Here is a 26460-nt window from a genome sequence, read left to right on the forward strand (position 1 = left end):
TATAATCTGTAACGGCTTATTCAGATGAAACACGTTCCTCTCCGAGCATCAAAAGCAGTTCTCTTTTTAATGTCAGAAAGCGGTCGTCCATTAACGTCTTCTCATTGCGCGGGCGTGGCAGCTCCACCTCTATTTTTGCTTTGATTTTTCCAGGCCGATGGGTAAACACGTAGATCTCATCTGACAGATAGATCGCTTCATCAATGTCATGGGTAACAAACAGAATCGTTTTCTTGAAATCTTTCCAAATCTGTAGGAGCCAATTCTGCATCTGCATACGCGTTTGCGCATCGAGCGCTCCAAACGGTTCATCGAGCAGAATGACATCTTGGTCGTACAATAGTGTGCGGATCAGGCCAGCGCGCTGTCGCATCCCACCGGACAATGCATCGGGATGATCGTATTCGAAGCCGCCCAGTCCATAATTTTTAAGCATAGGAAGCGCCCGCTCGCGTGCTTTCTTTTTTGGGACTCCGCGAATTTCCAGGCCGATAATGACATTGTCGAGGATCGACCGCCAGGGTAACAGCAGATCTTTTTGCAACATGTACCCGACATGCCCGCTCTCACAGGTAATGTCTTTCCCATCAAGAAGCACTTCACCGCTCGACGGCCTGATGAGTCCGGCCACGATATTAAATAGCGTTGACTTTCCGCAACCGCTCGGTCCAATGATGCTGACAAAACGACCGTTTTCCACATGCATGTCGGTCTCTTCCAAGGCGCACATCGGTTCACCGTTTTTTTTGTAATACTTGCTACAGTTCACAATCTTGAGCTCGCTCACCTATGACCACATCCTTTTTGTGGTTTGCGCGATTAAAAATGGACAAATCATTATTTTTCTTTTCCGCCGCCTTTTCGAATCAAGTCCAAGATCAAGCCGATTGAAGAACGGCAACACTCACGGCGGGATTGACCGTCCATCCTTTTTACGTCTAAGTTAATAAATTTGGGCTCTGATATTGATATATGCGCTGGGCACCTGCCGTGACACACAATTGATGATGTAATAAAAAAATAGATCCTGTCATGTTTGTCCTTTGTCATCATTCAGGCATTTCTTTTTTGGAAATAGGATATAGTTCACGGAAAAGGCTCTCGATACGTGTTAACCTTAGAAGGTGTTCAAAAAGTCCGGGAAAAAGGTAAGAAGGTTCTTCTGCTAAAATCATGCACGTCCTGTGCATAACGCAGAAGTCACCGCATCCTGNAGAAGGTTCTTCTGCTAAAATCATGCACGTCCTGTGCATAACGCAGAAGTCACCGCATCCTGCGGAAGTTCTGTGTCAACTTGTTTCTCCGCTCCTCACGTATTAACAGGAGAACTTCAACTAAGACCGCGTACGTCCTGTACGCAACGTTGAAGTCACTACATCCTGTAGAAGTACGTCTGGTGCTCGAAACGGCGTTTCCTTGACCTTCTCGGCTCTTTTTGTCTCCTTTTTGAACAGACTCCTATAGTTAAATATTAAATACTTAGGACGGGAGATGTGGACAATCAACGCAGAGCATTCAGTGATTTTATCTATGGAAGATTTGACGATGAGCTATGGAGGGCATTACGTTTTAAAAGGGATCAACCTCGAAGTCCTGCGTGGGCAGATTATCGGTTATATTGGACCCAATGGTGCTGGAAAAAGCACGACCGTGCGTATTATGCTCGGTCTCCAGAAAGGCTACGGCGGTAAAGTTTCTCTTTTTGGTGAGGATATTCGCACAAGCGGTGTTGCTTACAAAGGACGAATCGGCTATGTTCCGGAGACAGCGGAAGTCTACGATATGCTGACTGCTCGGGAATATCTTGTGTTTTCTGGCGGCTGCTACGGTATCGATGAAAAGAGGGCAGAACGAAAAGGGCGGCTTCTGATGGATCAGTTTGGTCTCGCCGACGCATTTGACGCGCGCCTGTCTTCATTCTCCAAAGGTATGCGGCAAAAAGTGCTGATCATCTCCAGCTTGCTCCATAATCCGGACTTGTTATTTTTTGATGAACCTCTGAGCGGATTAGATGCGAACAGCGTACTGGTATTTAAAGAAATTCTTGCCCGGCTTGCTGAGCAAGGAAAAACAATCTTTTATTCTTCTCACATCATGGACATCGTTGAGAAAATCAGTCATCGCATTGTGCTCCTCTATGACGGACGAATTGCTGCGGATGGAAGTTTCGAAGAATTGAAAGCTCAAAATAAAGAGGGAACATTAGAGGAGATTTTCAATCAGCTGACCGGGTTTCATCAGCACGCACAAATTGCTGAAGACTTTGTTTCCATTGTCAAAGAGGTGTGATTAATGGAAAAGATCCGTTTTCTCAAATTTCTTGATCGCCTGCACTGGCTGTTTGAACGGCTTGGTGTCGATTACACGACGATGCGAAAAATTTTAGCCGTAAAATTACTGATGGATACTCGGCGGGCGCCGATTTTACTTAATCAACGAACGAGAAAGAAGAACAAAGAAGGGAATCTGTTTCTCAAATCGCTTTGGGTTTATGCACTAACCGGGCTATTTATCGTCCCACTAAACTTCATCGGTTCAGATTATCTCTTTAGAATGAGTATGATCTTCAGCATCATCCTCTTTATGGTGATGACTGCGATGATCGCGGATTTTTCTTCGGTTTTGCTGGACACTCGCGATCAATCGATTTTACGAACAAAGCCGATTGATGCTAAGACGCTGCATGCGGCCAAAACCGTTCATATCTGTATTTATCTCATCCTTCTTACTGGCGCGCTCGCGCTGCCATCCGCAATCGCCGGGCTGCTGCGCAGCGGACCGCTGTTTTTATTGCTGTTCCTGCTGAATCTTGTCCTGATTGACCTAATCGCTATTTCCTGCACCACATTCATCTACTTAATTGTTCTTAAATTCTTTGATGGAGAGCGTCTTAAGGATGTCATAAATTATGTGCAAATCTTTCTCTCATTTACGGTTGCGGTTGGTTATCAACTTGTGATCCGTGCATTCGACGTCACGATGACCAACATCACGATAGGCTTTTCATGGTGGCAACTTTTTGTTCCGCCGCTCTGGTTCGGTGCGATGTTTGAGTGGTTACTTGGAGGTCGGCACGCCGCAACGCTCTCAATTTTTGCACTTTTAGGACTGGTTGTACCGATTGTGCTGTTCCTCGTTTATCAGCAGTTTAGCGCAGCCTTCGAAACGGCCATTGCGAAGTTATCAGCACAAGAGGGAACCAGCAAACGTCGGCTTGGCAAAATGAATCATTTTTTTGCTAAGCTGCTTTGCCGCAGCTCGGAAGAACGGATCTTTTTCCGATTCGCATCACTGATGATGAAACAGGACCGAATGTTTAAGCTTAAGGTCTATCCATCATTGGGCATGTCATTCGTATTCCCTTTTATCTTTTTATTGAACAATTTGCACGGTTCAACATGGAGTCAGGTGAGCAAAGGATCGGGTTACTACTATGTCTATTTTAGTCTGCTTCTCATTCCCGCTTCCTTGCTCATGCTTAAATACTCCAGCGCTTATAAGGGTGCCTGGATCTACGGCACCACGCCAATTAAAAACCGATCCTCCATCTTTTCCGGAACGCTGAAAGCCTGTCTTACGGAGCTTTTTCTGCCTGTATTTCTGATTTTATCACTACTTTTTCTGCTCCTTTTTCAGTGGCGTATCCTGCCGGATGTGATCGCCGTTTTGCTGACGGCTCCAATCTTTTGCGTGATCAGCTACCACTTTTGTATGGACGACACGCTCCCCTTTTCCGAGCCTTTCGATTCAGCGCCGACTACCGGAAATTATATGATTCTCTTTCTGTTTCTGATCGCAGGCCTGTTTATAGCTGCGCATGCCATGATTCGTTGGGCTCTTCCCGGATACGGTATTTTAATCTACATTGCATGCCTGCTGATCGCGAATATGATTGTTTGGAAGAAAGTTTTTTAATCGAAAAAAGATCCCTTATCTTCCATATGGATACCAAACGTATTGTGTAAAAAATGCAGAGGCATTTGCCTCTGCATTTTTTTGTTCAGGTTGAGCATTTATTAACATTAAGAGTAGTACACACAAGTATTCGTACAACTACAGCTTCTCCACAATCATATCTTGAAGTCATAGTTCCTTCAGCTACTATTTATGCATTTTTCGCCAGGTTAATTATTTCTTCAAAGAATCGATCCGCCTGCACATCATACACAACTTCGACTGGACGCCCATCCTCAGCGGCTTCGATTCTTCCTTGAGATGGTTCCTCCGTATGGACAATGGTACGTACCGTCTTAGTCTGCACAAGCTCGGGATCACCGACCACCATCGTTGTCAGGACATCCCACAGGTAGTACGTTGAATTGCTTTCAAAATGAACGAGCGGCGGCACCGCTGCATAGCATTGACCAAGAAAATCAAGTCCTGTATATTTCCGAAGTGACGCCCACTGATTGCGGATTGGTACGGTTAACGGCACCTGATTGGTACTCTCGAGTGCGACCATTTGCACAGGAATGCTGCTGCGCCAAACACGCGCAACCGCCTCAGGATCCCAGAATGCGTTCCATTCCGCTGTACCATCATGCTCCGGCTCCTGCACATTTCCTACCGGATTCAATGTGCCGCCCATCCAAATCAACCGCTCGATTTTCTCCTCAATATTGGGAGCAAAGTCGAGTGCACGCGCCACATCGGTCAACGGTCCGGTGCAAAGGAGTGTTGTTTTTCCAACACTACCCTTAACCGTTTGCGCCAAATGTTCATGCGCAGGCAGCGTACTCAAAGGCGCTTCTACTTTTCCCGATTCATTTAATAGAGGAAGCGCATCAACGAAAAACGGGTGCATACGCCATTCTTTCGGAAAAGGATTGTGCCCGCGCGAATTCGATCGTGCGACCTCTACGGGTTTCCTTCCAAACCGGTCGATTATTTTCCGACTCGCCTCAATACCCGGCGTTAAATACCCATCAGCGGGAATGACCGAAACACCCGTCACCTCCACCTGCTCCATCTGCAGCAGCAGAAATAAGGACACAAGATCATCAATACCCGCATCGTGATTAAAATAGACATTCATTCGTTCCATTACCTGCACCCTTTCTTTTACGAAACAATATCTTCTGTCTCTTAAAAATAGCAGACTCGATCAAAGGAGAGCAAGCATGATTTGAAAGCGTTGAAGTGGTAAGATAATACATATGACAAAAGGAGGCAAACTCTGTTGAAAGACGATTTGATTAAACGTTTCACTTCATATGTAAAAGTAAACACACAATCCGACGATGATAGTCCGAGCTGCCCGTCAACACCCGGCCAGCTGACCCTTGCCCGCCAACTTTTAAGCGAGCTGAAAGCCATCGGCATGCAAGAAGTCACCATGGATGAGAATGGCTATGTAATGGCCACCCTCCCAGCCAATACAGACAAAAATGTTCCGGTTGTCGGCTTCATGGCGCATGTCGATACAGCAACCGATTTCACCGGTGATGGGGTCAACCCACAGCTTGTTGATAACTATGACGGCGGAGACATCGTTTTGAACGAGAAGCTGAACATCGTGCTCAGCCCGAAAACATTCCCAGAACTTCTGAATTACAAGGGTCATTTACTAATCACAACCGATGGCACAACGCTTCTGGGTGCCGATGACAAATCAGGTGTGACAGAAGTCATGACCGCGATGGACTATCTGATCCAGCATCCTGAAGTTAAGCACGGTATAGTGCGCGTCGCTTTTACTCCCGACGAAGAAATCGGACGCGGCCCACATCAATTCGATGTCAAAGCATTCGGCGCTTCCCTCGCTTATACTGTTGATGGTGGCGCGCTTGGCGGCCTGGAATATGAAAACTTCAATGCAGCCGAAGCGAAACTGATCTTTAAAGGCAGCAACGTTCACCCCGGATCAGCGAAGAACAAAATGCTCAGTTCCATCAAGATGGCTGTTGATTTCCAGAATCAGCTGCCTCCTGAAGAAGCTCCGGAATTCACCGATGGCTACGAAGGCTTCTACCATCCGTTAACCTTCAGCGGAGATGTCGAACAAACCAAAGTCGTTTACATCATTCGCGATTTCGATAAAGAAAAATTTGAAGCGAAAAAAGCCTTCGTCCAAGAAACCGTCCAGAAACTTGAAAAGAAATACGGAGAAGGAACTATCGAGCTTCAATTAAAAGATCAGTACTACAACATGAAAGAAATTGTGGAACAACATAAGGAAGTTGTTGAGGTTGCTTACCAAGCAATGAAAAATCTGGACATCGAACCACAAATCTTACCTATCCGCGGAGGAACCGACGGTGCACAGATTTCTTACATGGGCCTGCCAACGCCAAATCTGTTCACCGGCGGAGAGAATTTCCACGGTAAATTTGAATACATCTCGGTCAACGACATGATTAAAGCAACAAAGACTATTGTTGAGATCGCACGATTGTTTGAAGAACAAGCCTAAATTCTAAAAAACGCCGCTGAATCCTATACGGATTTCAGCGGCGTTTTTTAATTTATTCCATAGCACCAACGTTTAGAGCGGAACGGTTGGGTTATTGATCAGACTCGTTTACACAATTTTCCCGCGCTTACCCAACGTTTTCTTGACCGAATGAATATCTCGAACGTTGTATTTTGCCATAAAATAATAACAAAGCGCGGACGGAATGAGTGGAAGCTGCAAAATGCTCATCGTCAAAATATATTTACCTGGGCTATCCAGATAAATGGACGCAATAGCCAGCACGGCTCCTATTCCAAGGTTACCCACCGTTCTTCCCAAACTGTTTGCTAAATTTGCAATACTAAACACCGTGCCTCGATGCTCAGGCAAGTTAACATCGGTAATCAGCGCCAGCCAGTTCGGTGTATTTGCTGACTGCGCTGCCGACGCCAATAGAGAAATGACAAAAAGCGACAGAATCCAAGGGTTAGAAACCAGATCCCAAAGCAAACTAATAAATAAAGTTACCGAATTTGTTGTGTCTGGGAGTGATAATTGATCGATTGGAAAAATAAATAATAAGATATACAGAGGCATGGTCAGAAAGACGAACACAGCAGTGATTAATGCACGCGCCTTATAACTTTTTCTTTGAAATACATCACCCAAATAGCCAAAAAAGGAGGAAAACGTGCCGCCGATCTGGAAAATACCGAATAGGAATGCAGCGACAATCACTGCTATTTTCGTTCCATAGCCAAGCTGTTCAATTTTGGATATGTAAAGCGTGGGCAACCAAATTAGACTGCCGGTCGCAATATTCATGAAAAAGCCTTGCAGGAAGAGCAATAAGTTACTCCGTTTCCCGATCATGTCCATGATTTGGCCGATACCAACACGGTACGAATAATCCATGCCGCGATCCATCAGTTTCTGCAACTCAGGTTCTGCGTTTCCGAAACGCGGTTCCTCTACAAAAAAATAAAAGACGATCAGCAACATGCCGATGATTGCCAAAATTTCGAAGGGAATCCTCCAGTTGGACATGGTTGAAATGATCGCTGCGATCAGCGCGCCAGCGATCCCGCCAAACCCTTGAGACATGCCCCACAGGCTAAGGATCATGCCTCTTGAATGGTACGGCACATAGTCAGTAAGCGCACTGAACCCAATAGAAGCGATACAGCCTAGCCCGACACCCGTAATAATCTGGCAAAGCAGTAAGTGAATAAAGGAACCGCTCAGTGATGTCAGATAGACGCCGACAACCCAAATAAGCGTACCGATAATGACTAGACGCTTGCGCGTGTATTTGCCCGACAGATAACCCCAGTACAAAGATGAAAAAGCGGTTGCGAGGATATTGATCGCCGAAATAACGCCCATTGAAGAAATTGCTACATTCAAATCATGCGAGATGCTCTTGTACAGCGGAGGAAACAGACCGATAACTATATTATCAAAAGCCGCCAAGCTGACATAAACGGATATAGCGTACACAGTTTTAAATTTCTGCAGTGACATACACACGTAATCTCCTTAGGTTTTTATTGCACGTTACATCGCTCTCTGATACGATTATGCAATAACTTCTCAAAAAAAAATTGTTTCTTGTCCCAGTTTAGCATACAATGTAAGGTAGACAGAAGAGACTGCTTATCTAGCGAGTCAGTCCAATTGTTAGAGAAAGGATATCTTCGATGATTAAAAATATACTCATCATATCTTCAAATTACACCGGGCATGGTCACAAAAGCATTACGGAATCGCTGAGTGAAAAGTTTGATATTGTTCCGGATGTAAAAATTCATGTGGTCGATGGTTTCTCACTGGGCGGCAATACACTGCTTAAAGTCGGCAAGATGTATGGACCCATCACCAGAAACTCGGAGCATCTCTGGAAAATAATCTGGGATATCACATCCGTAAAAGTGCCATTTGTGAATCATTTGATCGAGATGAAAATTCGAACAAAATTTCTTGCTCTACTTGACAAAGTTAAGCCTGATCTCATTCTGACCGTTCATCCGAATTTTAACGGTTCCATCCTGAACATTCTCGAAAAAAGCGACATTCATATACCTTTCGTGACCCTGATCGCCGACTTGATCAGTATCACCCCGCTTTGGGCAGACAGCCGCGCCGACTACATTATCAGCCCTACCAAAGAGGCAAAGGATAAATGTATTGAATTTGGTGTTCCGGCAAACAAAATCAAAGTGCTCGGTTTTCCTGTCCGCGAGCGATTCTACAATCATCAATCCAAAGATGCCGAGCAGTATTCGCCAAGCAAACCGCTTAACTGCCTGATCATGAGCGGCGGCGAAGGTGTCGGGCATATGGGCAAAATGGCTAAAACATTGATTGAAACATTTGGTTTCAATATTACCATTGTAGCCGGAAGAAATGAAAAATTACAAGCTCACCTAAAAAAAACGCTGGTGAAGAAATATGGCGACAAAGTTAAGATCTATGGATTTACAAGAAACATCCAAGATTTGATTGCTAATTCTGACATCGCGTTCGTGCGCAGCAGTCCAAATGTAATGATGGAAGCTGTGTCATGCAATACTCCGATTGTGATCACAGGAGCGCTGCCCGGTCAGGAAGCGGAAAATCCTAGGTTCGCGGAAAAATATCACCTGGCCATTACTTGCGATTCAATGAGTGACCTTGTTCCAACTATTAACGAATTACTGGATAACAATGTTGCCATGCTGAAAAAGATCAAAAAATCACAACAGCAATTTGTTGATCCGCAAATTCCCGAAAACATCGTAAACTTTATTTTGAACATCCCGGGTGAAGACTTTCAACCTGCAGGCGTCGCGCATGAGGTTTCCTTAAATAACATTAATTATGAATCGTAATTTCTTTAAGAGTCTGTTCAAAAAGGAAGACAAAAAGGGCCGAGAAGATCAAGGAAGCGCAGTTTCGAGCACCGGAGCGTATGAAAAGAATACGTGAGGAGCGGAGAAACAAGTTGACGAAGAGATTCGACAGCAATTTTTCCCGGACTTTTTGAACATCCTCTTTAACAAAGCGGTGGAAGAGCCTTTAAGGCTTCCCACCGCTTTTTGTTTTATTCACACGTACGTCATTTTCATCAATATAAAAATTTTCGGATTTGCAGTACAATAATGAAAGAAAGTTCCATTAAACTTGGCCAACGGACAAAACGCGATTAAAAGGGAGCAAAGATCATGAAAAAAATTCTAGCCCCGGTCGTTGGAACGCTGGGCGCTGGTGTCATTATCCTTTCCAGCATGTCCAATTTTGCACATGTCGATAATCCTTTTTCCCTTTCTCATTCAACATCCTCTTCTGATGCTTCATCGTTACCTGAACCATCATCACAAACGAACGCTGCCAATATTCCCGATGTGCAGACACTCGGTCTAGTAGCCATAAACTATCGTCTATTTCATCTTAATCAATTGGCGAGTAATCAAATTGCTTTTTGGATTGAAGATGAAAAAGGAAATTATGTAAAGACTTTGCGCGCATCCAGCTTTACTGCCGGTGGCGGTTACGATATGCGGCCGGAGTCACTTCCTGAATGGCGTAAAGCATCGAATTGGGCACACGCGTCGAAAACAGAAGTGAATCGTGTTAAGTTGCCTGAACAGAATGCCGGCGTGCATACCGTCTATTGGGACTGCACCGACGCTTCCGGCAAAGCCGTGAAACCAGGCACCTATGTTTATAAAGTCGAAGGTAACATTTATTGGCAAAATCGTGTAGTATTCACCGGAAAGATCACTGTCGGAAAAAAAGATACACAGACAGCCGCGCAGGTGGTCTACAAGCCGGCCGGAGCAAAATCTCACGGCGTTTTGCTTGAAAACGTGCATGCTGACTTCGATTCGGGCAAAAGCATCGCTTCCGTCAAACAAGATCCGCCAACAAACACACAAGGTTCCTGAACATGCCTGAATTTCACAGCAATCAAATGAACACTCATGTGCAAACCTCCGGAATAAATGCGCCGGACGCTTGTGAAGTCTTCGAATGGATGTCATTAGTAGAAAATCAGTTTTCCAGATTTTTAGAAGATAGTGAACTGAGCCACGTCAATCGGCGTGCCGGACAAATTACATTAGTATCACAGAAGTTTGCTGAACTTTTATTCGAGGCCCTTCGTTTTTATTCAGAAACCAGTGGAATTTTCAATCCCTTTCTCGGCCAATTGATGTGTGAAATTGGTTACGACTGCTCCTTTGAAAAAATAAATTACCAGCACGAGCACAGAGACAAGGAAGAAAATCCTGCTCAATCCGCAAACACATTTTTTACGTTTGATCTTGACCAACGATCCGTAACATTAAGCCCAGACAGCATGCTGGATTTTGGCGGCATAGCCAAGGGGTGGGCAGTACAGAAAGCTGTCTTGAACTTGATTGACCACGGTCGACCAAGAGGATTGGTCAATGCCGGTGGGGACATCATGTGCTGGAACGACACACATGACCGGACACCTTGGGTCATTGGCGTGTCTCATCCCTATAAGGATGACCAAATCATCGGTCAACTTGCTTTTCATATTGGCCGATGGGGTGTCGCCACGAGCAGCAAGACCAAACGGAGTTGGCGTGACAGTGGTATCACATTGCATCACCTGATTGATCCACGGAACGGATCTCCTTCTGATTCTGATATCATCCAGGCAACCGTCATAGGTCCAGCGCTTCTTCCTTGTGAAATCTATGCGAAATGTCTGCTGATCTTGGGAAGCCAGGACGGACCCGCTTGGCTTCGCGCGATACAGCCCGATTGTGCCTACCTGTTCATTATGGAAGATGGTCAATTAATCATGTCGTCTAATCTAAACGATTATATCCACGAGCAATTTCCCAAAAAAATTATACTTTCCGCTCAATAAGGAGAGATATGCCATGGAACAAAAGCATAAAGTTTTAAAATGGATCGTTGGACTGGCTTTAATCCTTATTTTAAGTATATTCATTGAAATCGAACGCCGGACGGGCATCCTACCCGCTTCCACACCTACTTGGCTAATTGTTCGTGTACTGGGGATAATTGCGTACCTGCTCCTTTTCTGCGGCATCTGCCTTGGCATTATCTCAGGCATGCCGATCTGGAAAGGCAAAAAAGGCGCTCGTGATCTGCTCCTGAGCTTTCACTTTTATCTCAATACAATCGGAGTATTTGTCGCCATGCTTCACCCGCTGCTTCTTATTATTGATCCTTATGTCCCTTTTTCATGGGCACAGCTTCTCATTCCATTCACGGCACCGCGCGAACCGTTTCTCTATGGACTCGGTACGCTTACACTCTATGGTCTACTGTTTGTGCTACTGACCACCGACCTGAAAAAGATAATGCCGGTCAAGCTCTGGCGCAGTTTCCATCTGATTGCTTATTTTCTATTCCTTTTAGCGCTTACTCATGGCATCATGGGAGGCACGGATTCCAAAAATGTGTTTATCTTTTCCATGTATGTTGTTACTTTTTTAATTGTTTTGACGCTCATGATCGCGCAGATCCAGATGGCCAGCTCGCTTAAGAAAAAGGCTTTGCGCAGATCACATCTGAGTCAAGACAGCGTTCATCACTAATTGTTGGAGTGTGGTTACTGGTGGAACATTATCTGCTTTTCATTATTGTCTCTTGCTTTTTGATTATGCTTCCTGGCCCGGATATGGCGCTTGCAACACGGAATACGCTGCTTTATGGACAGTCAGTTGGTTTGAGTACCATTACCGGAACGTCCACCGCGCTCATGTTCCACACAACCGCGGCAGCACTCGGTCTATCCGCCTTGCTTGTAGAATCCGCTTTACTTTTTTCCATTTTTAAATACATTGGTGCGCTTTATCTGGCTTATCTCGGCATCCGAACATTATTAACTGTTAAAAATCAGACTGCCGCTCAAATCAATGGGCAACCTTCCTTCTCCAAAAAGTACCTTTCAAAAAAGGCTGGGTATTTTCAAGGATTATTAACCAACTTGATGAATCCTAAAGTTGCTGTTTTCTTTTTAACTTTTCTTCCTCAATTTGTTCGGTCGGACAATCAATCGATTGTGCCCTTTTTTGAGCTGGGTGTCTCGCATATCATCGTTAACTTTATTTTGTTCAGTTCGTATGTGCTGCTTATCACCATTTTCAGTCTATGGATGCAAAAACCGGCGGTTCAACGCGTAATTCAAAGTGTGACCGGCTGTATCCTGATCGGATTCGGCATCCAACTTGCGCTCGCGGGGCATAGATAAACACTTTTGATACAAATTGAATACTCGCCCATGCCGGTCGCACTAAAAACCCGGATGAAAGGAATATATTCCTTTCATCCGGGTCTATTTATTCCCTATTTTTTTGATTGACTCAACCTTTACGTACGCGCTCTTTTTTTATCTGCTTACTGCGTAGCTGGCCGCAGGCAGCATCAATGTCGGTACCGAATTCCTTACGTACAACAGCGTTAATGCCGCGTTTTTTCAGTGTTTCGTAAAATGCAACAACAGACTCTTTCTCGCTTCGTTGATATTCAGAATGCTCTTCAACCGGATTGTAGGGAATCAAGTTCACATACGCGAGATGTCGCTTGTTTTCAAGCAACTTAGCAAGTTGCAGGGCTTCTTCTTTATGATCATTAATATCTTTTAACATAATATACTCAAAAGTAATGCGCCTATTCGTCTTTTTCAGGTAATAATCTACAGCTTCCATCAGTTTTTCAATTGGATAAGCGCGATTGATTTTCATGATCCGACTGCGCAGTTCATTGTTCGGCGCGTGCAGCGAAATAGCAAGATTGATCTGCCAGTCAATATCAGCAAATTCATAAATTTTCGGAACAATACCGCTTGTAGATACGGTGATGTGTCTCGCACCGATCGCCAGCCCTTTTCCATCGTTAATGATCCGAAGAAAATCCATGACGTAATCAAAGTTGTCAAACGGTTCGCCAATGCCCATAACCACAATATGGCTCACACGTTCATCTTTACCTTTTTGATCAAGGCTGCGCTGTATGGCAACCAGCTGCTCGACCATCTCGCCACTCGTCAAATCTCTGTTTTTCTTTAATAGTCCGCTGGCACAGAAACTGCAGCCGATATTACAACCGACTTGTGAGGTGACACAGACCGAAAGTCCGTATTCATGGGGCATCAGTACCGTTTCAATCAGGTTGCCGTCAGATAGGCGGAACAGAAACTTTGTCGTGCCGTCTTTTGCTTTTTGTTCAATCTGCTTCTCAAGTGTGCCCATCACGTAACAATTTTGAAGCAGCTGGATTGTCTTCTTAGAGAGATTTGTCATTTGCTCAAAGTCATCGACGCGCTTAACATAAATCCAATTCCAGATCTGTGCTGCGCGGAATTTCTTCTCCCCTTGAGCGACAAGCCAGTCTGTTAATTTATCTAAAGTTAATCCATAAATGGACATTTTACTCATCTTTAATACCTCTTTTAAGAATGCGTGATGATTTCATCATACTGAATCAAAGCCAAATAAGCAAGACACATCCCAAGCTTCCTGTATAAGCCTTACACCTATACAAAAACAAGACAAGGCAAGCCCTGTCTTGAGTATGATTGATTATTATTCTTTTGAACGGTTGAAGGATCGTTTCTTAGCCGGACGTTTGTATTCTACGCCAAGCACATCAATCAGGAAAACGAAAATAGGTAAACCGACGATCAGACCCCAGATTCCAAAGAAGTGTTCAGAGAAAATTAGCACAACAAAGGTGTAGAAGACCGGAAGTTCTGTCTTTGCCGACATCAGTTTCGGATTTAACACATAAGCTTCCACTGCGTGAACAACGAGAATAGTCAGCACCATGTAAATAACGTCCTGAATACCACCGATTGTGTATCCGATCGTGCACAACGGAATCAGTGAGATTACAACCCCAGCAACCGGGATCAAACTAAGCACAAACACCATCAGAATCAAGCTGAACAATTGTGGAAAATGAAGAATGGCCAGGATGACTGCGGTAATGGCCGTATTTACGAGTGCAATAACAAACTGTGCCTCGATCACCTTGCCGAACGTCTGAACGAATCGTGAACCGAAAAAAGCAACCTCTTCATATAGAAACCCAATTTTACTTACCTTAAAGCCTTTCGAAAACTGGAACAATCGCTCTTTCTCAAGTGAGAAAAACAAGCTGAGCAGCAACGCCAGAAATAGGTCGATCGTAAATGAACCAAAGGACGAAAATGAATCGATCAGAAATTTAACACCGGATTTCAAATACGATTCGACATTATATTTTTGAAGCTGATCAAAAATAGCATTAACAACTACCGAACCCCGGAATTCTTTAATCGTCTTCATGATGGAATCAAATAGCTGTACAGTCTGATCAGCAATGATCGGCAGATAGATTGTAACGGCCGCGTAAATGCCTAGCGCAATAAGTGAATAAAGCACTATCACCACAAGTCGTCTAGGCAGCTTCATCTTTTGATGGACAAAAGTCTCCAAACGATCCACTAAAAAACAAAAAATAAACGTAAGGAGCAGCAAATCAATCAAACTTCTAAGCAGATAAACGATAAAAACCAGCAGGGCAAAAATCAGGACACGTCTGATTGATTGTTTTTGCAAGTACCCGATCAGTAAATTCATAGTTTCTGTTTCCTTTTCTCCTTTTCTGCTGTCCCAAGTTTTTATATCTAGTAATAGGAACAGATACATACTTTTATTTTAGTTGTTTTTCAACATAGATGCAAAACAAATCATTAGAAATGAAGGAAGGGAAATAGAGGATGCACAAACGTGCATCCTCTTATCTCACCTTTATTGTTGAATGTAAATCTTATGTCCGGAAAGCCCAACAACTAGTTTCCCATTTACTCGTGTCAGCCCTTCACTCTCCTGCGGCAGCTCCCCATTTGGAATGGAAAAATGGAAGCGATCCACAAGCTTCATGCTCTGATCCAATACCGTTATATAGTTATTGGTGAGAAAATAAAGATTTCCATCATCATATTGCATGCCTTGGACCACTCCCATTTTCTTTAACTGAACCTTATTGCTGAGTGGATTGTTCGGGTTGTTTAAATCATAGTCAAAGAATGTATCGTCACCGAATGATTCGGTCATAAGGATCAGTGTATGTTCATCCTTGACTGTCATCATGGCCACATATGGAATGACTTGGTTATTAATCTTAACCCCGTCTTCTGATTCTGGTGTTAAAGTATCCGGATCAATGGTGTAGAGTTTTGGTGAGTCGCCTGCACTGCTTACCGCATACAGTCTTTTGGTGTATGGACTGTAGCTGACTGCGCACGTATGACCTAATGGCAGACTCTTAGAAATTCTAATCTGATCGTTAATCACTTGATTATTTTCATCGAGTGGATAAGCGATAATTTTACCCATGCCATTCCCAAGATCATAGCCAACATAAAAAGTGTTTTTTTCATTGTTATAGGCAAGACCTTGCTGATTGCCGTTATCAGCGGTAAATAGGTCGTTGAATCCTTGGAATCTTAAGTCGTTCAAGTAATCATTTTGAACCCAGCCGATGTCAATATCTTTATCTGGTTTTCCATACCAGTCATTATATTTGAGGAAAGACCAGCCATCGGACTGTTTGATGACTTCGAGCATCCGATTGCTGTAGTCGCCCAGATTTCCGATACGCGCATTACTATCGGGAGCATCGCCGCTACTCTGGCCATTATAAATTCCTGCATTTGTATTTAAGTCGCGCACTTGCTTATAGTCTTGTGTGCTGTTCACGAGATTCAGAGCATTACTTCGCACCCAACCAATAACGTGATGATTAAATGAGATTCGGTACATCTCTTCATTTTCAACTTGCTTTTCTTGATTAATCTGAACAACACGATTGCTCGCATTGTATTGGCCGCTATAACCGACAAAGTTAGCTCGGTCATCAAAAATCGGTGCTGTATCGCTCGATATAGTTGCATTATAGTTAACGTTCAATGTGCCTGAAGAAACGACATCCTGCACGTTTAAGTCGTCGGTTTTAACCCAACCAAGAACAGTTCCTGCCGTATATTTTTTTATATGTACCCAGCGACCATTATCAGCAACTTGATCGATTTTCAGCTTGAGATTTGCGTAAATGTTTAAAAAAACAGGAAGTGCAGTTCCATTAACTGTTCCATAGAGCTGCCCATTGACATTTTTTACGCTGGCGACTGCTAAATGCGGGATACTGCCGTCATCGGCCGTTCCAGAAGTAATCTGTACCGTATCTTTATGTACCCATCCCAGAATCTGACCATCGACGCCTATTTGGAACCATTCTGTGTTGCTAACCTTAGATTCACGGAGAATAGTCAAAGGCAGCAGATTATAATCTGCAATCCGGCCAATGGATTTGGCACCGGCAATTCCATAAGGCTGATCCCAAATTCCATGGTCCGCACCGTCAGAAACAACACCATAGGTATCCGGTGCGACAGGATTATTATAAGAATAGTTCACTTGACTGTTCGCCAAATTCGAAGCATAAACATAACTATTCACGCCATTGTAATTTACCCAATAAAGCTTGTTAGACTGGGGACTTGTTGTCGTCAGTACCGTGTTTACTGGTATGGTGCCTTTATATTTCTTGGTATGGGCGTAATTTTTGTAACGTGTTGATGCCTTAATCACAAACTTTGTTATCGGCGTTTTTTGAGTGGAAAGATTGGTCGCATACACATAACCCTTCTTGCCCTTATAGGTTACGTGATACATTTTATTATTCAGATTGCTGTCTGTTGTCAGGCTGTTATTGATGGCAATTGTTTGTATGCGCTGCTTCGCTGCAGTCGAACCAGTGTAGAGATATGCAGTTTTATGAATGTAACGTTTTACTGTCGTTCTTTTTGTCCATAAACTCGATCGATACACATAGCCCGTTTTGCCTGCATAACTTACTTTGTACATTCTGCTTGTCTTTTTACTGGTCGTTTTCAGTTTGGCATTAATTGGGATCTGGCCAATTTGCTGCTTCGCATTTGAAGCAGAGTAAAACGATGCTGTATTATGCACATAATAAGTACGGGATGCCTTAGCATGCGCCGGGTAATACGATAAAAAACTAAATACGAGTAAAAATAAAAGTAAAAAAGTGGTTGTTTTCGTTGCCTGTTTCACTATTTAATAAAGCTCCTTTCATATGATACATGCGTTAGTACTCGGCCATACCCATTTATGCTTTACCACAATTACTTAACCTTGGAAGCACAGTACTATATCGGTTATGAAAAGATGCCCGAACGGTCGTTAGAGCCACGGGCATCTGTGTTAAACTGTTTTTTATTTTTCAATATAAACGGAATGATCAGCAAAGCCTATAGCAAGTTTGCCGTTAACTACTGTGAGCCCTTCACTTTCCTGCGGTGTTCCGCCATCTGGAATCGAGAAACGGAAACGATCCGAAATATTATAATTAGAATCAAGCACGGTAATGAAGTTATTCGCCAGAAAATAGATTTTTCCATTGTCATACTGCATGCCCTGGACAACACCCATTTTGGCAATTTGTGCTGTTCGAGTCAGCTCATGGGAAATCAAATCATAGTTGAAGAACGTATCTGCTCCGCCTAGAGATTCTGTCATCAAGATCAATGTACGGTCATCTTTTACCGTCATCATCGCTACATAAGGGATCTTGTTGCCATCCAATTTTATTCCATCTGTTTGCTGAGTAAGGTTGTTTGGATCAATGATATAGAGAACCGGCGTATCTCCGGCACTGCTGACAGCATAAATCTTATCGTTCGCTTCGCTGTAGCTAATTGCACAGGTATGACCCAGCGGCATTGCCGCTGATTGATTAACAGCTTCTCCATTCTGATAAGCGACAATCTTGCCATAACCGCCGCCTAAGTCATAGCCGATGTAATAAGTGTCTGTCTTCGGATTGTACGCAAGGCCTTGTTGATTGCCACTCATTGCAGACAGCTTCCGCTCAAAAAGTGTTGTATGATCATTTAACGTGGACAGGCTGTTTGTTTGTACCCACCCAATATCAAGATCCTTTCCTGCTTTTCCATACCAATCGTTGTATTTTACAAAGGACCAATCGCCATATTGCTTGATAATTTCAATCATTCGGTTTCTGTACTCAGAAAGGGATCCAATGCGGCTGCCGGTATCCGGTACATCACCGTTTCCGTATTGTCCGTTATAAATCCCTGCATTGGCGTCCCCAACTTGTTTGTAGGCTTGCGTCTTATTTTCAAGATTCAATGCCGTGCTGACTACCCACCCGATCACATGATGGTTATAGGAAATGCGGTATCGTTCTTCGTTTTCCACTTGCTTTTCTTCATTAATCTGAACATAGCGATTGCTTGCATTGAACTGCCCGCTATAGCCGACAAAATGGTCTTCATCATCAAAGATCGGCGCCTTGCTGCTGGAAATGGTGGCACTGTAGTTTACATTTAGCGCTTGACCGGACTTATTATTTTGAATAGATAGATCAGTTGCTTTTACCCAACCCAAAGAAGTTCCAGCTGTATATTTCTTAACGTGAACCCATTCGCCATTATTTGCTATCAAGTCAACCCTAAGTTTCAGATTGGCATAGATATTCAATCCGGAAATGATTCCATTGCCGGGTGTCTGATACAAAAATCCGTTAGTGTTCGACACATTAGCTACAGCCAAATGAGGAATGCTTCCGTCATTTGCGGTGTTTGAGGTAATTTGGACGATATCTTTGTGAATCCAGCCCAAGGTCCGACCATCTGCGCCAACCTGATACCAGGCTACATTACCGACTTCAGACTCGCGAAGTACGTTCAGTGGCACACGTTCATAATCCGCAATATTTCCAACTGATCTCGCATCCCTGATTCCATAAGGCTGATCCCAAATCCCATGATTTCCGCCTTCAGAAACAACACCGTACGTGTTGTCTGCAACTGGATTATTGTAGGCGTAAGTCAACTCAGCATTGGTCAGATTGCTTGCATAGACGTAACTCTTTCTGCCATTGTAGGTAACCCAGAACATCTTATTTGATTGAGGGCTTTGTGTCTCTAATCTTGTCCCTAACGGAATTGTGCCTGAATAACGCCTTGTGTGGTTGTAATCTTTATATTGCCTAGAGTCCTTCTTCACATATTTAACAACGGTAGTTTTATATGGAGAGAGGTTTGATTTGTATACGTAACCACGTCTCCCATTGTAGTTCACGTGATACATTGTTGAATTCATGTTGCTGTCGGTTGTGAGACTTTTATTAACCGCTATTTTCCAAATGCGCTGTTTCGATCCGTCACGGCTTGAGTACAAATAGGATGTTTTGTGTATGTAACGGCCAATTGTCGTTCTTCGTGTCCATAGATTGGAGCGATAAACGTAACCGGTTTGCCCGCCATACGTCACTTTGTACATTTTGCTTGATTTCTTGCTGGTGGTTGTCAGCTTAGCGTTGATCGGGACATAACGGATGAACTGCTTGGAACTTTTTGAATTCGTGTACAGCTTCGAAGTCTTATGCACGTAATATGTATAAGATTTCTTCGCTTGCGCAGGGTAGTAGGAAAAAAGGCTCAACAACAAAATGACGACAAGTAGCACTGAAAAATAAATGTGTTTCATACGAAATTGACTTTCCAATATTAATGACTCCTTTCGAGGATAACGGCTTAATGCTCTGAGAGGCAAAAGTCTGAGGGAAAACATTTAAAGCTTGGATCATATGTAAACTTCTCTGTAAATTTAACGAATTGAAACTACTTTTATAAGTATAACTCTTCTACGAGTCTTCTAACAATAGGATGATGGCTTTATCCCCAATTTTTCAGAACCAACATGGATACTTTTCCTAGATTAGGTCATGCATACAGGAGCTACCAAATAATTCTCGACAAAAATAAAAACCGCCCTGAGATCAGAGCGGCTTAGCGGTTCCCTCTTATTGCATAACAGCCAGGGCTCCCATAGGATCCCAAGGCTTTAACTCAATAGGTTCTTGTTCAAACGCAGCTTTCAGTTCGTCTGAAAGATATTTCTTATTGATCACAACTTGATAGGTGTATTCATCCATCCAAGCGTCACTCATCACAAAATAGCCCTTTGTTCCCCACTTCTCGCCCCAGCTGTTTTCTACCTTCCAGCGATTCGACTTGCCGTCAACGAGGTTAACACCCGTTAGTACCATTGCATGTGACAGACAGCTGTGCTTGTAATCTAGACGCTCAGCTTTGGTCATTTTAAACTCGGTGCCAAACGCTGTATCATAATCAAACAAGTCCGTATCCATAATGCCGAGCGTATTATCTGAGTACAAGACCACATCACAGCCGAACCATACCGATTCCTTATTCTTGATCTGGCTGATTGCGAGACTCTTCAGTGTTTCCATGTCGACATTTAAATACTTGATTGGATGGCCGCCGACAACGGTACCGAGGTATTGAACTGTGTAGGTCTTGTTATATGGCTTGTCTTTGGTTGGCGCGTTGATCACGGCGACATAATCATTCAAATCAAGATCAACATATTTTTTGAAAAAGGCCTGTGGCGTTATACCAATTTCTCTGTGGAAATCCTTATCTTCATCGCGATATTCAAAGTCAAATGTCTTCGGCGGTTCACCAAGCACGAACGCGAGAATGCGATAAATATCGCTCAACATACCTGTTTTTGCTTCTTCAAGTTCTTCTCTTGATTTCCCGTCTGCACTCATATTTCGCAGAACACCGGCATCCTCGCGCAGCTTTGTATCCAGCACGCGGTTCAGTTCCAATGTCCTACCGCTCTGGAACGTTTCCGGCATCACTTGCTTAGGCACAACGCCATATTTTTCAACAATTGCAACAAGCATATCCCATTGGCCGCCATCTTGTTGCGGTGTGTCCATGAGCCAAGTGACAAGCCTGCCTTCGAGTGGTTCATTTGCGGTATCTATAATACTCTCAAGGAAGAAATTCGATTTCTCAAACTTATCCCAGAACAGAGTATAATTTTGCGAGAGTTCGAAGTCTTTGAGATTAAATGCGTCACTTAATTTGTGGCGAAATGTATTTAGTGCGGCAAACATCCAGCATCTTCCACTTGCTTTCTGATCAGATACTTTACCGGTCTCGATTTCCTCCGAGAATACCGGATTCATCGATACGACTGCCTCACTATTTAACGTTGCCGCTTTGATTCCGTTCTTCATTACTGCATCTTTAATTACTTTATTTTCTGCCGTAGTCTGTATTTTGTCAGAAAACTTCTCAATCATTGATGCTGAAATTTCTTTTGCCATTTCATTCTCCCCCTTAAAGTTCACTAACAAAAACCATTATATGTCTAAAAAAATAGCTTAGCAAAGGTAACACATTGAAGGATGAGAAGATATGTTAGATATTATGACATATCCTTTTTGAGATTTAACATACGGTAGAAGCTATTTGTGCATGTACTCTTTTTCGCAGCAGATCAAAGTCTTTCCTGCTATTTACGAATAGCATTTCTGCTTCTTCAACAGAAATGCTATGAAAACGCAGCTTACTGCTTGGTCCCAATTGAGCGAGCATCGGCAAATCCACCGAGGCGACCTGTGCAATACGCGGATATCCTCCTGTTGACTGATGATCAGTCAGGAGAATTATTGGTTGTCCGCTTCGAGGAACCTGAATCGATCCGTTTGTCACCGCTTCCGAAAAAAGTTCGAGCGGTTGATCCAATTCAAGACTCTCTCCTTCCAATCGATAACCCATTCGATCAGATGATGCAGTAATCTGATAATCAGTTGTCAAGAACGCATGCCGACTCTTTTCTGAAAAACGTTTCCAAAGCATATCCGGAATAATACGAATAATTTTAGTCCCCCGATATGACCTGTGAAATGAAAAGAACCATTTAGACATCGTTTCTCCAGATCGAGACATTTCTTCTAGGATCCTCATTGCAAATTCTGAGGGCTTCCCAACCGGTATTTGATCTTGATCTTGTAACAATCTTCCCTTAAAGCCGCCTTGTCCAGCCCGTTCATAGGTAGAGCGACTGCCAAACCATTCCGGCGTATCTATACCTCCTGCCACAGCAAGGTAACCTCTGCTGCCCGAGACCAAGCCACCCACAGTCAGAATCTGACCTTGTCGTGCGAAACACGGTCGTCCCGTTCCAATCTCCCGCCTGTCAAGGCTTGGATGGCAATCGGCACCGGTAAGCGCGAACAGCGTATCTTCAGTAAAAAGAACGGATGGCCCCATAAAAGAATACTCAATTAGAGCCGCAGAGTCCGTATTCCCAACTAACCAGTTTGCCAGCTTTGCTGAAGGAGGGTCCATCACTCCGCCAACAATAATTCCATATTTCTGGAAGCCAAATCGCCCCAGATCCTGAACGGATGATGCAAATCCTTTTTGAAGCAATGTCAGTGTCATGAATGTCCCTCCTTCAATTGAGCATATTCCCGTTCTGTAATTGGATCAAATTTAACCAAATCCCCGGCAGCAAGCAAAGTAGGTGGATTCTCTTTTGGTGTGAACAAAAGGATAGGCGTTCTGCCAATAATTTGCCAACCGCCCGGAGAGTCCAGTGGATAGGCGCCTGTTTGCTTACCGGCAATCCCTACCGATCCCGCAGCAATTCTGAGACGTGGGGTTGCCCGTCGTGGGGTTGCAAGTTCCTCAGGAAGTCCGCCTAAGAACGGAAAACCCGGTGCAAATCCAAGCATATACACTAAGTATTGCGGTGATGAATGCTTAGCAATAACTTCATCACATGTTAAATGATGGAGCGCTGCTACCTCATTGAGATCCGGTCCAAATTCACCTCCATAGCATACCGGAATATGGATCACCCGTCTTTTCCCCTCATTTTCTAAGTTGATGTCCAAACGCTTTAACAAATCCTCCAGATAATCCATCACCTGTCGTTGGGCAGAGCGGTCTTTCCTTCCGCCGCAAATAACGTCCAACGGATTATAGTAGAAGACAACATTTGTATAAGCGGGTACATACTCAATAAATCCATGAAAAGGAGAACGGTCAAATAGAATAAGAAACTGGTTAATTTGAAATTGAACAGACGGAGCGATCCTGTCGCCAAAAATGACACGAACGGCCTGATCACCAAAAGATTCTACCTTCATATCTCTGTTGCCCCTTAATAAAGAAACTTGCCAAGTGGCAAGTTTAAATGAATTTTATGTCTAAACTACATTTATAAAATACTAAATACAGTATCTTTTTGATCGGTAATGAACATATGGCCGGGTGCGTGAGTAATGGCAATTTCCGGCTTGGATGCCATGACGGCAGCCTGTGGTGTCACACCACAAGCCCAAAACACCGGAATTTCGCCGTCCCTGATGATGACTGGATCGCCAAAATCTGGATGCAATAAATCATGAATGCCAATTTTCTCTGGATTGCCAAAATGAACCGGCGCACCATGAACAGAAGGAAAACGACTGGTCACTTGAATAGCTCGAATGGCTTGTTTTTCCGTCATCGGACGCATACTCACGACCATTGGGCCTTCAAATACTCCTGCTGATTTGCAAGGAATGTTCGTGCGAAACATCGGTACATTGCACTGCTGCTCAATTTGGCGTACTGGGATATCATTTTCCAACAGCGCCTGTTCAAAGCTGAAGCTGCAACCGATGAGAAACGATACAAAGTCTTCCTGCCATAACGAAGTGATATCAGTGATCTCATCGTTCAACAAGCCGTTCCTGTAAACCCGATATTTTGGAAGATCCGTTCGAATATCTGCATGTTCTGCCGTTAATTTAATGATAGGATCACCGGTATCCAGAACTTCTAGTAACGGACATGGTTTAGGATTACGCTGACAGAACAGCAGAAAATCGTATGCATATTTTTCAGGGAGAATCACTAAGTTTGCTTGCGTATAACCATTTGACAGACCGCTAGTAGGTTGAGTCCATGAACCTCTGCGAATCAGATTACGAACCTCAGATGGTCTTTTGCCGGCAAGATCTAGAATATCCATCATTCCTTCCATCATCTCCATTACTTATTGCCATGCTTTTATTGTTATCCCACGATCTTGTAACTCACGTCTGATCGTTTCAGCAAAAGCCAGCGCTGCCGTTCCGTCGCCATGGACGCAGATCGTTTCGGCACGGACTTTCGCTTTTTCTCTCGTCGTCGTTGTGACGGTTCCGTATTGAATCATTTCAAGAACCTGTGCCAAAGCCTGATCAGAATCTGTGATTAATGCATCCGGCCTCGACCGTGGTGTTAATGACCCATCCGTTTGATAGGTTCTATCGGCGTAAGCCTCATAAATCACATGAAGGCCCGCTTTCTCACCTACTTCAGTCAGGAATGTGCCATCCATGCCAAAAAGCAGCAAGTCTGGATTAACATCCACAACAGCCTGAACCACTGCCTCAGCGATCTTTTGTTGATCTGAAGCCATGTGATACAATGCGCCATGAGGCTTAACATGATTCATTCGCGTTCCTTGCGCTGCTGTCATCGCCTGCAATGCTCCAATTTGGTAAACCACCATATCGTAAACCTCAGTAGGCGATACCTTCATTTCTCTCCGGCCGAATCCTTTCAAATCCGGCAAGCCTGGGTGTGCGCCAATCGCAACACCATTTTTTCTCGCCCGTTCTACCGTCTGATGCATAACCGAAAAGTCACCGGCGTGGAAGCCGCAAGCAACGTTTGCCGAAGTAATCAGCGGCAATACCTGTTCATCATATCCAATCACATAATGACCAAAGCTCTCGCCTAGATCACAATTTAAATCAATTTGAGTCATAATCAATCATTCCTTTTTCACAATGCGCTTTTCAGAAGAGCGATGAAAAACCCTTAATAACGGATTGAACGCCGGCATAAGCCATGAACACAACAATAATCCATCCAAAAATGGTCAGCCATAATGGATGCTTATACAATTCACCCATAATCTTTTTCTTTGTCACAGCGACCAGCAGGATTGCCAGAGCAATCGGAAGAATCAATCCGTTGATTGCACCAACCATAACAAGAACCTTGGCCGGACTGCCGATAAAGTAGAAAATCGCCGTAGAAAATACAATAAAGAAAATAATGAGATAAGGACGTAATTTATGATAGAAATTGTTTCTGTCATCAGATTTAGAGTAGTCTAAAAAGGATACTGATGTAAAGGTCGATCCCAAAGTCGAAGTCATACCCGCTGCAAGCAGGATCAAACCGAAAAATTTATAACCAAAGTTCCCGGCTGCCGACTGAAAAATGCTTGCTGCCGGGTTTAATGGATTGAGCTTGTACCCTTCCGCAATAACTGCCAATGCCGCCAGAAATAGAAGAATACGAATGATTGACGCTACGCCAATACCAGTCAAGGCACCGGCATTTATGTATCGAATGCTTTCCTTTCCTCTCAGCCCGCCTTCAAGCAAACGATGGCCGCCGGAGAAGGAAATATAACCGCCAACCGTACCACCGACAATGGTCACGATTGAATAAAAATCGATGTGAGAAGGTACAAACGTATGCAGAGCCGCTTGTCCGACCGGTGGTGAGCTGATCGCAACAATAAATATAATCAGGAGCACTTTGACGACCGCCAGAACCTGAACGGTGCGATCCATGACAATAAGAGCATTGCGTACTAGAAAAATGACAAGTGCAATCGCACCGCCGATCAATGCACCGTTTTCCGGAGAAATGCCAAAGAGTACATTAAATCCCAACCCAACACCACCGATATTGCCGATGTTAAAAGTCAGTCCCCCCATAACAATTAATGCCGTGAGCAGATAACCAAGACCAGGCACTAACTCATTAGCAACTGTTTGCGCCTTCTTACCCGAGACACAAATAATTCGCCAGATGTTCAGCTGAACACCGATATCAACCAAAATGCAAATTAAGATAGCAAAACCAAAATCCGCGCCAAGCTGCCCGGTAAACGCGGCCGTCTGAGTCAAAAATCCCGGTCCTACTGCTGACATAGCCATCAGAAATGCTGCGCCCATGGCCACATTAAAGGCTATATTTTTCTTTTTAACCAAAAATGACTCCTCCTTTGAAAAATACAATTTATAGGTGATTATACAACTTTTGTAATTATTTTTAAATCAATTATTTTCTGTCAATTATTCCTTTAAATAGTACATAATACACTATT

Annotated in this window: 21 protein-coding genes; 8 read left to right on the forward strand and 13 right to left on the reverse strand. The window is 43.7% G+C overall.

What is annotated here, in order from left to right; translation table 11 throughout:
* Window positions 1–16: 16 nt before the first annotated feature.
* Window positions 17–787, reverse strand: a complete 771-nt coding sequence (locus tag P343_RS27845) for an ABC transporter ATP-binding protein (RefSeq protein WP_023510115.1) — start codon at window positions 785–787, stop codon at window positions 17–19.
* 704 nt (window positions 788–1491) lie between these two features.
* On the opposite strand from P343_RS27845, the gene P343_RS27850 reads away from it, so the two are divergent.
* Together P343_RS27850 and P343_RS27855 are read left to right on the forward strand one after the other, a co-directional pair.
* Entirely contained in the window at window positions 1492–2289 is a 798-nt protein-coding gene (locus tag P343_RS27850) for an ABC transporter ATP-binding protein (protein ID WP_023510116.1), read from the forward strand.
* Window positions 2290–2292: 3 nt separating this feature from the next.
* On the forward strand, window positions 2293–3915 hold the full coding sequence (locus P343_RS27855) for a hypothetical protein (RefSeq protein ID WP_023510117.1): 1623 nt from the start codon (window positions 2293–2295) through the stop codon (window positions 3913–3915).
* Window positions 3916–4105: 190 nt separating this feature from the next.
* On the opposite strand, the gene P343_RS27860 is transcribed toward P343_RS27855, so the two are convergent.
* Window positions 4106–5053 carry a nucleoside hydrolase gene (locus P343_RS27860; protein ID WP_031263925.1) on the reverse strand — a complete coding sequence of 316 codons (948 nt, stop codon included), beginning with the start codon at window positions 5051–5053 and terminating at the stop codon, window positions 4106–4108.
* 126 nt (window positions 5054–5179) lie between these two features.
* Between P343_RS27860 and pepT the strand changes: the two genes are divergently transcribed.
* Window positions 5180–6412 carry a peptidase T gene (gene pepT, locus P343_RS27865; protein WP_023510119.1) on the forward strand — a complete coding sequence of 411 codons (1233 nt, stop codon included), beginning with the start codon at window positions 5180–5182 and terminating at the stop codon, window positions 6410–6412.
* A gap of 108 nt (window positions 6413–6520) precedes the next feature.
* On the opposite strand, the gene P343_RS27870 is transcribed toward pepT, so the two are convergent.
* Entirely contained in the window at window positions 6521–7918 is a 1398-nt protein-coding gene (locus tag P343_RS27870) for an MFS transporter (RefSeq protein WP_023510120.1), read from the reverse strand.
* A gap of 176 nt (window positions 7919–8094) precedes the next feature.
* Between P343_RS27870 and P343_RS27875 the strand changes: the two genes are divergently transcribed.
* From P343_RS27875 to P343_RS27895, 5 genes are all read left to right on the forward strand, one after another.
* A complete protein-coding gene (locus P343_RS27875) occupies window positions 8095–9264 on the forward strand; it encodes an MGDG synthase family glycosyltransferase (RefSeq protein WP_023510121.1) in 1170 nt (389 codons plus the stop codon).
* A 333-nt stretch (window positions 9265–9597) separates the two neighbouring features.
* The gene (locus P343_RS27880) at window positions 9598–10320 is read left to right on the forward strand and encodes a DUF2271 domain-containing protein (protein ID WP_023510123.1); all 723 of its coding nucleotides are present in this window, start codon (window positions 9598–9600) and stop codon (window positions 10318–10320) included.
* Window positions 10321–10322: 2 nt separating this feature from the next.
* Window positions 10323–11276, forward strand: a complete 954-nt coding sequence (locus P343_RS27885; RefSeq protein WP_023510124.1) for an FAD:protein FMN transferase — start codon at window positions 10323–10325, stop codon at window positions 11274–11276.
* Window positions 11277–11289: 13 nt separating this feature from the next.
* Window positions 11290–11973, forward strand: coding sequence for a hypothetical protein (locus tag P343_RS27890; RefSeq protein ID WP_023510125.1), 684 nt, complete (start codon window positions 11290–11292; stop codon window positions 11971–11973).
* A gap of 17 nt (window positions 11974–11990) precedes the next feature.
* The gene (locus P343_RS27895; RefSeq protein WP_031263928.1) at window positions 11991–12629 is read left to right on the forward strand and encodes a LysE family translocator; all 639 of its coding nucleotides are present in this window, start codon (window positions 11991–11993) and stop codon (window positions 12627–12629) included.
* A gap of 112 nt (window positions 12630–12741) precedes the next feature.
* Here P343_RS27895 and rlmN read toward each other — a convergent pair whose 3' ends face one another.
* The 10 genes from rlmN to P343_RS27945 all read right to left on the reverse strand — a co-directional run bounded on the left by rlmN (window position 12742) and on the right by P343_RS27945 (window position 26344).
* Window positions 12742–13815: a dual-specificity RNA methyltransferase RlmN gene (rlmN, locus tag P343_RS27900; protein ID WP_023510127.1), complete on the reverse strand. Its 1074-nt coding sequence runs from the start codon at window positions 13813–13815 to the stop codon at window positions 12742–12744.
* Window positions 13816–13962: 147 nt separating this feature from the next.
* Window positions 13963–15000, reverse strand: coding sequence for an AI-2E family transporter (locus tag P343_RS27905; protein WP_023510128.1), 1038 nt, complete (start codon window positions 14998–15000; stop codon window positions 13963–13965).
* Window positions 15001–15171: 171 nt separating this feature from the next.
* Window positions 15172–17499 carry a GW domain-containing glycosaminoglycan-binding protein gene (locus tag P343_RS27910; protein WP_023510129.1) on the reverse strand — a complete coding sequence of 776 codons (2328 nt, stop codon included), beginning with the start codon at window positions 17497–17499 and terminating at the stop codon, window positions 15172–15174.
* Between the two features lie 162 nt (window positions 17500–17661).
* Window positions 17662–19977: a GW domain-containing glycosaminoglycan-binding protein gene (locus P343_RS27915; RefSeq protein WP_023510130.1), complete on the reverse strand. Its 2316-nt coding sequence runs from the start codon at window positions 19975–19977 to the stop codon at window positions 17662–17664.
* Window positions 19978–20275: 298 nt separating this feature from the next.
* Window positions 20276–21616 carry a C1 family peptidase gene (locus tag P343_RS27920; RefSeq protein WP_023510131.1) on the reverse strand — a complete coding sequence of 447 codons (1341 nt, stop codon included), beginning with the start codon at window positions 21614–21616 and terminating at the stop codon, window positions 20276–20278.
* 124 nt (window positions 21617–21740) lie between these two features.
* A complete protein-coding gene (locus P343_RS27925; protein ID WP_023510132.1) occupies window positions 21741–22739 on the reverse strand; it encodes a 5-oxoprolinase subunit C family protein in 999 nt (332 codons plus the stop codon).
* Window positions 22736–23449, reverse strand: coding sequence for a 5-oxoprolinase subunit PxpB (pxpB, locus tag P343_RS27930; RefSeq protein ID WP_023510133.1), 714 nt, complete (start codon window positions 23447–23449; stop codon window positions 22736–22738). The genes P343_RS27925 and pxpB overlap by 4 nt, the downstream gene beginning before the upstream one ends.
* A gap of 71 nt (window positions 23450–23520) precedes the next feature.
* Window positions 23521–24330, reverse strand: coding sequence for a putative hydro-lyase (locus P343_RS27935; RefSeq protein ID WP_023510134.1), 810 nt, complete (start codon window positions 24328–24330; stop codon window positions 23521–23523).
* Between the two features lie 12 nt (window positions 24331–24342).
* Complete coding sequence (locus P343_RS27940; RefSeq protein ID WP_023510135.1) at window positions 24343–25101, reverse strand: LamB/YcsF family protein; 759 nt, start codon at window positions 25099–25101, stop codon at window positions 24343–24345.
* A gap of 31 nt (window positions 25102–25132) precedes the next feature.
* Window positions 25133–26344: an NRAMP family divalent metal transporter gene (locus P343_RS27945; protein WP_023510136.1), complete on the reverse strand. Its 1212-nt coding sequence runs from the start codon at window positions 26342–26344 to the stop codon at window positions 25133–25135.
* Between the last annotated feature and the right edge of the window lie 116 nt (window positions 26345–26460).

The organism is Sporolactobacillus laevolacticus DSM 442 (assembly GCF_000497245.1).
Lineage (GTDB): Bacteria > Bacillota > Bacilli > Bacillales > Sporolactobacillaceae > Sporolactobacillus > Sporolactobacillus laevolacticus.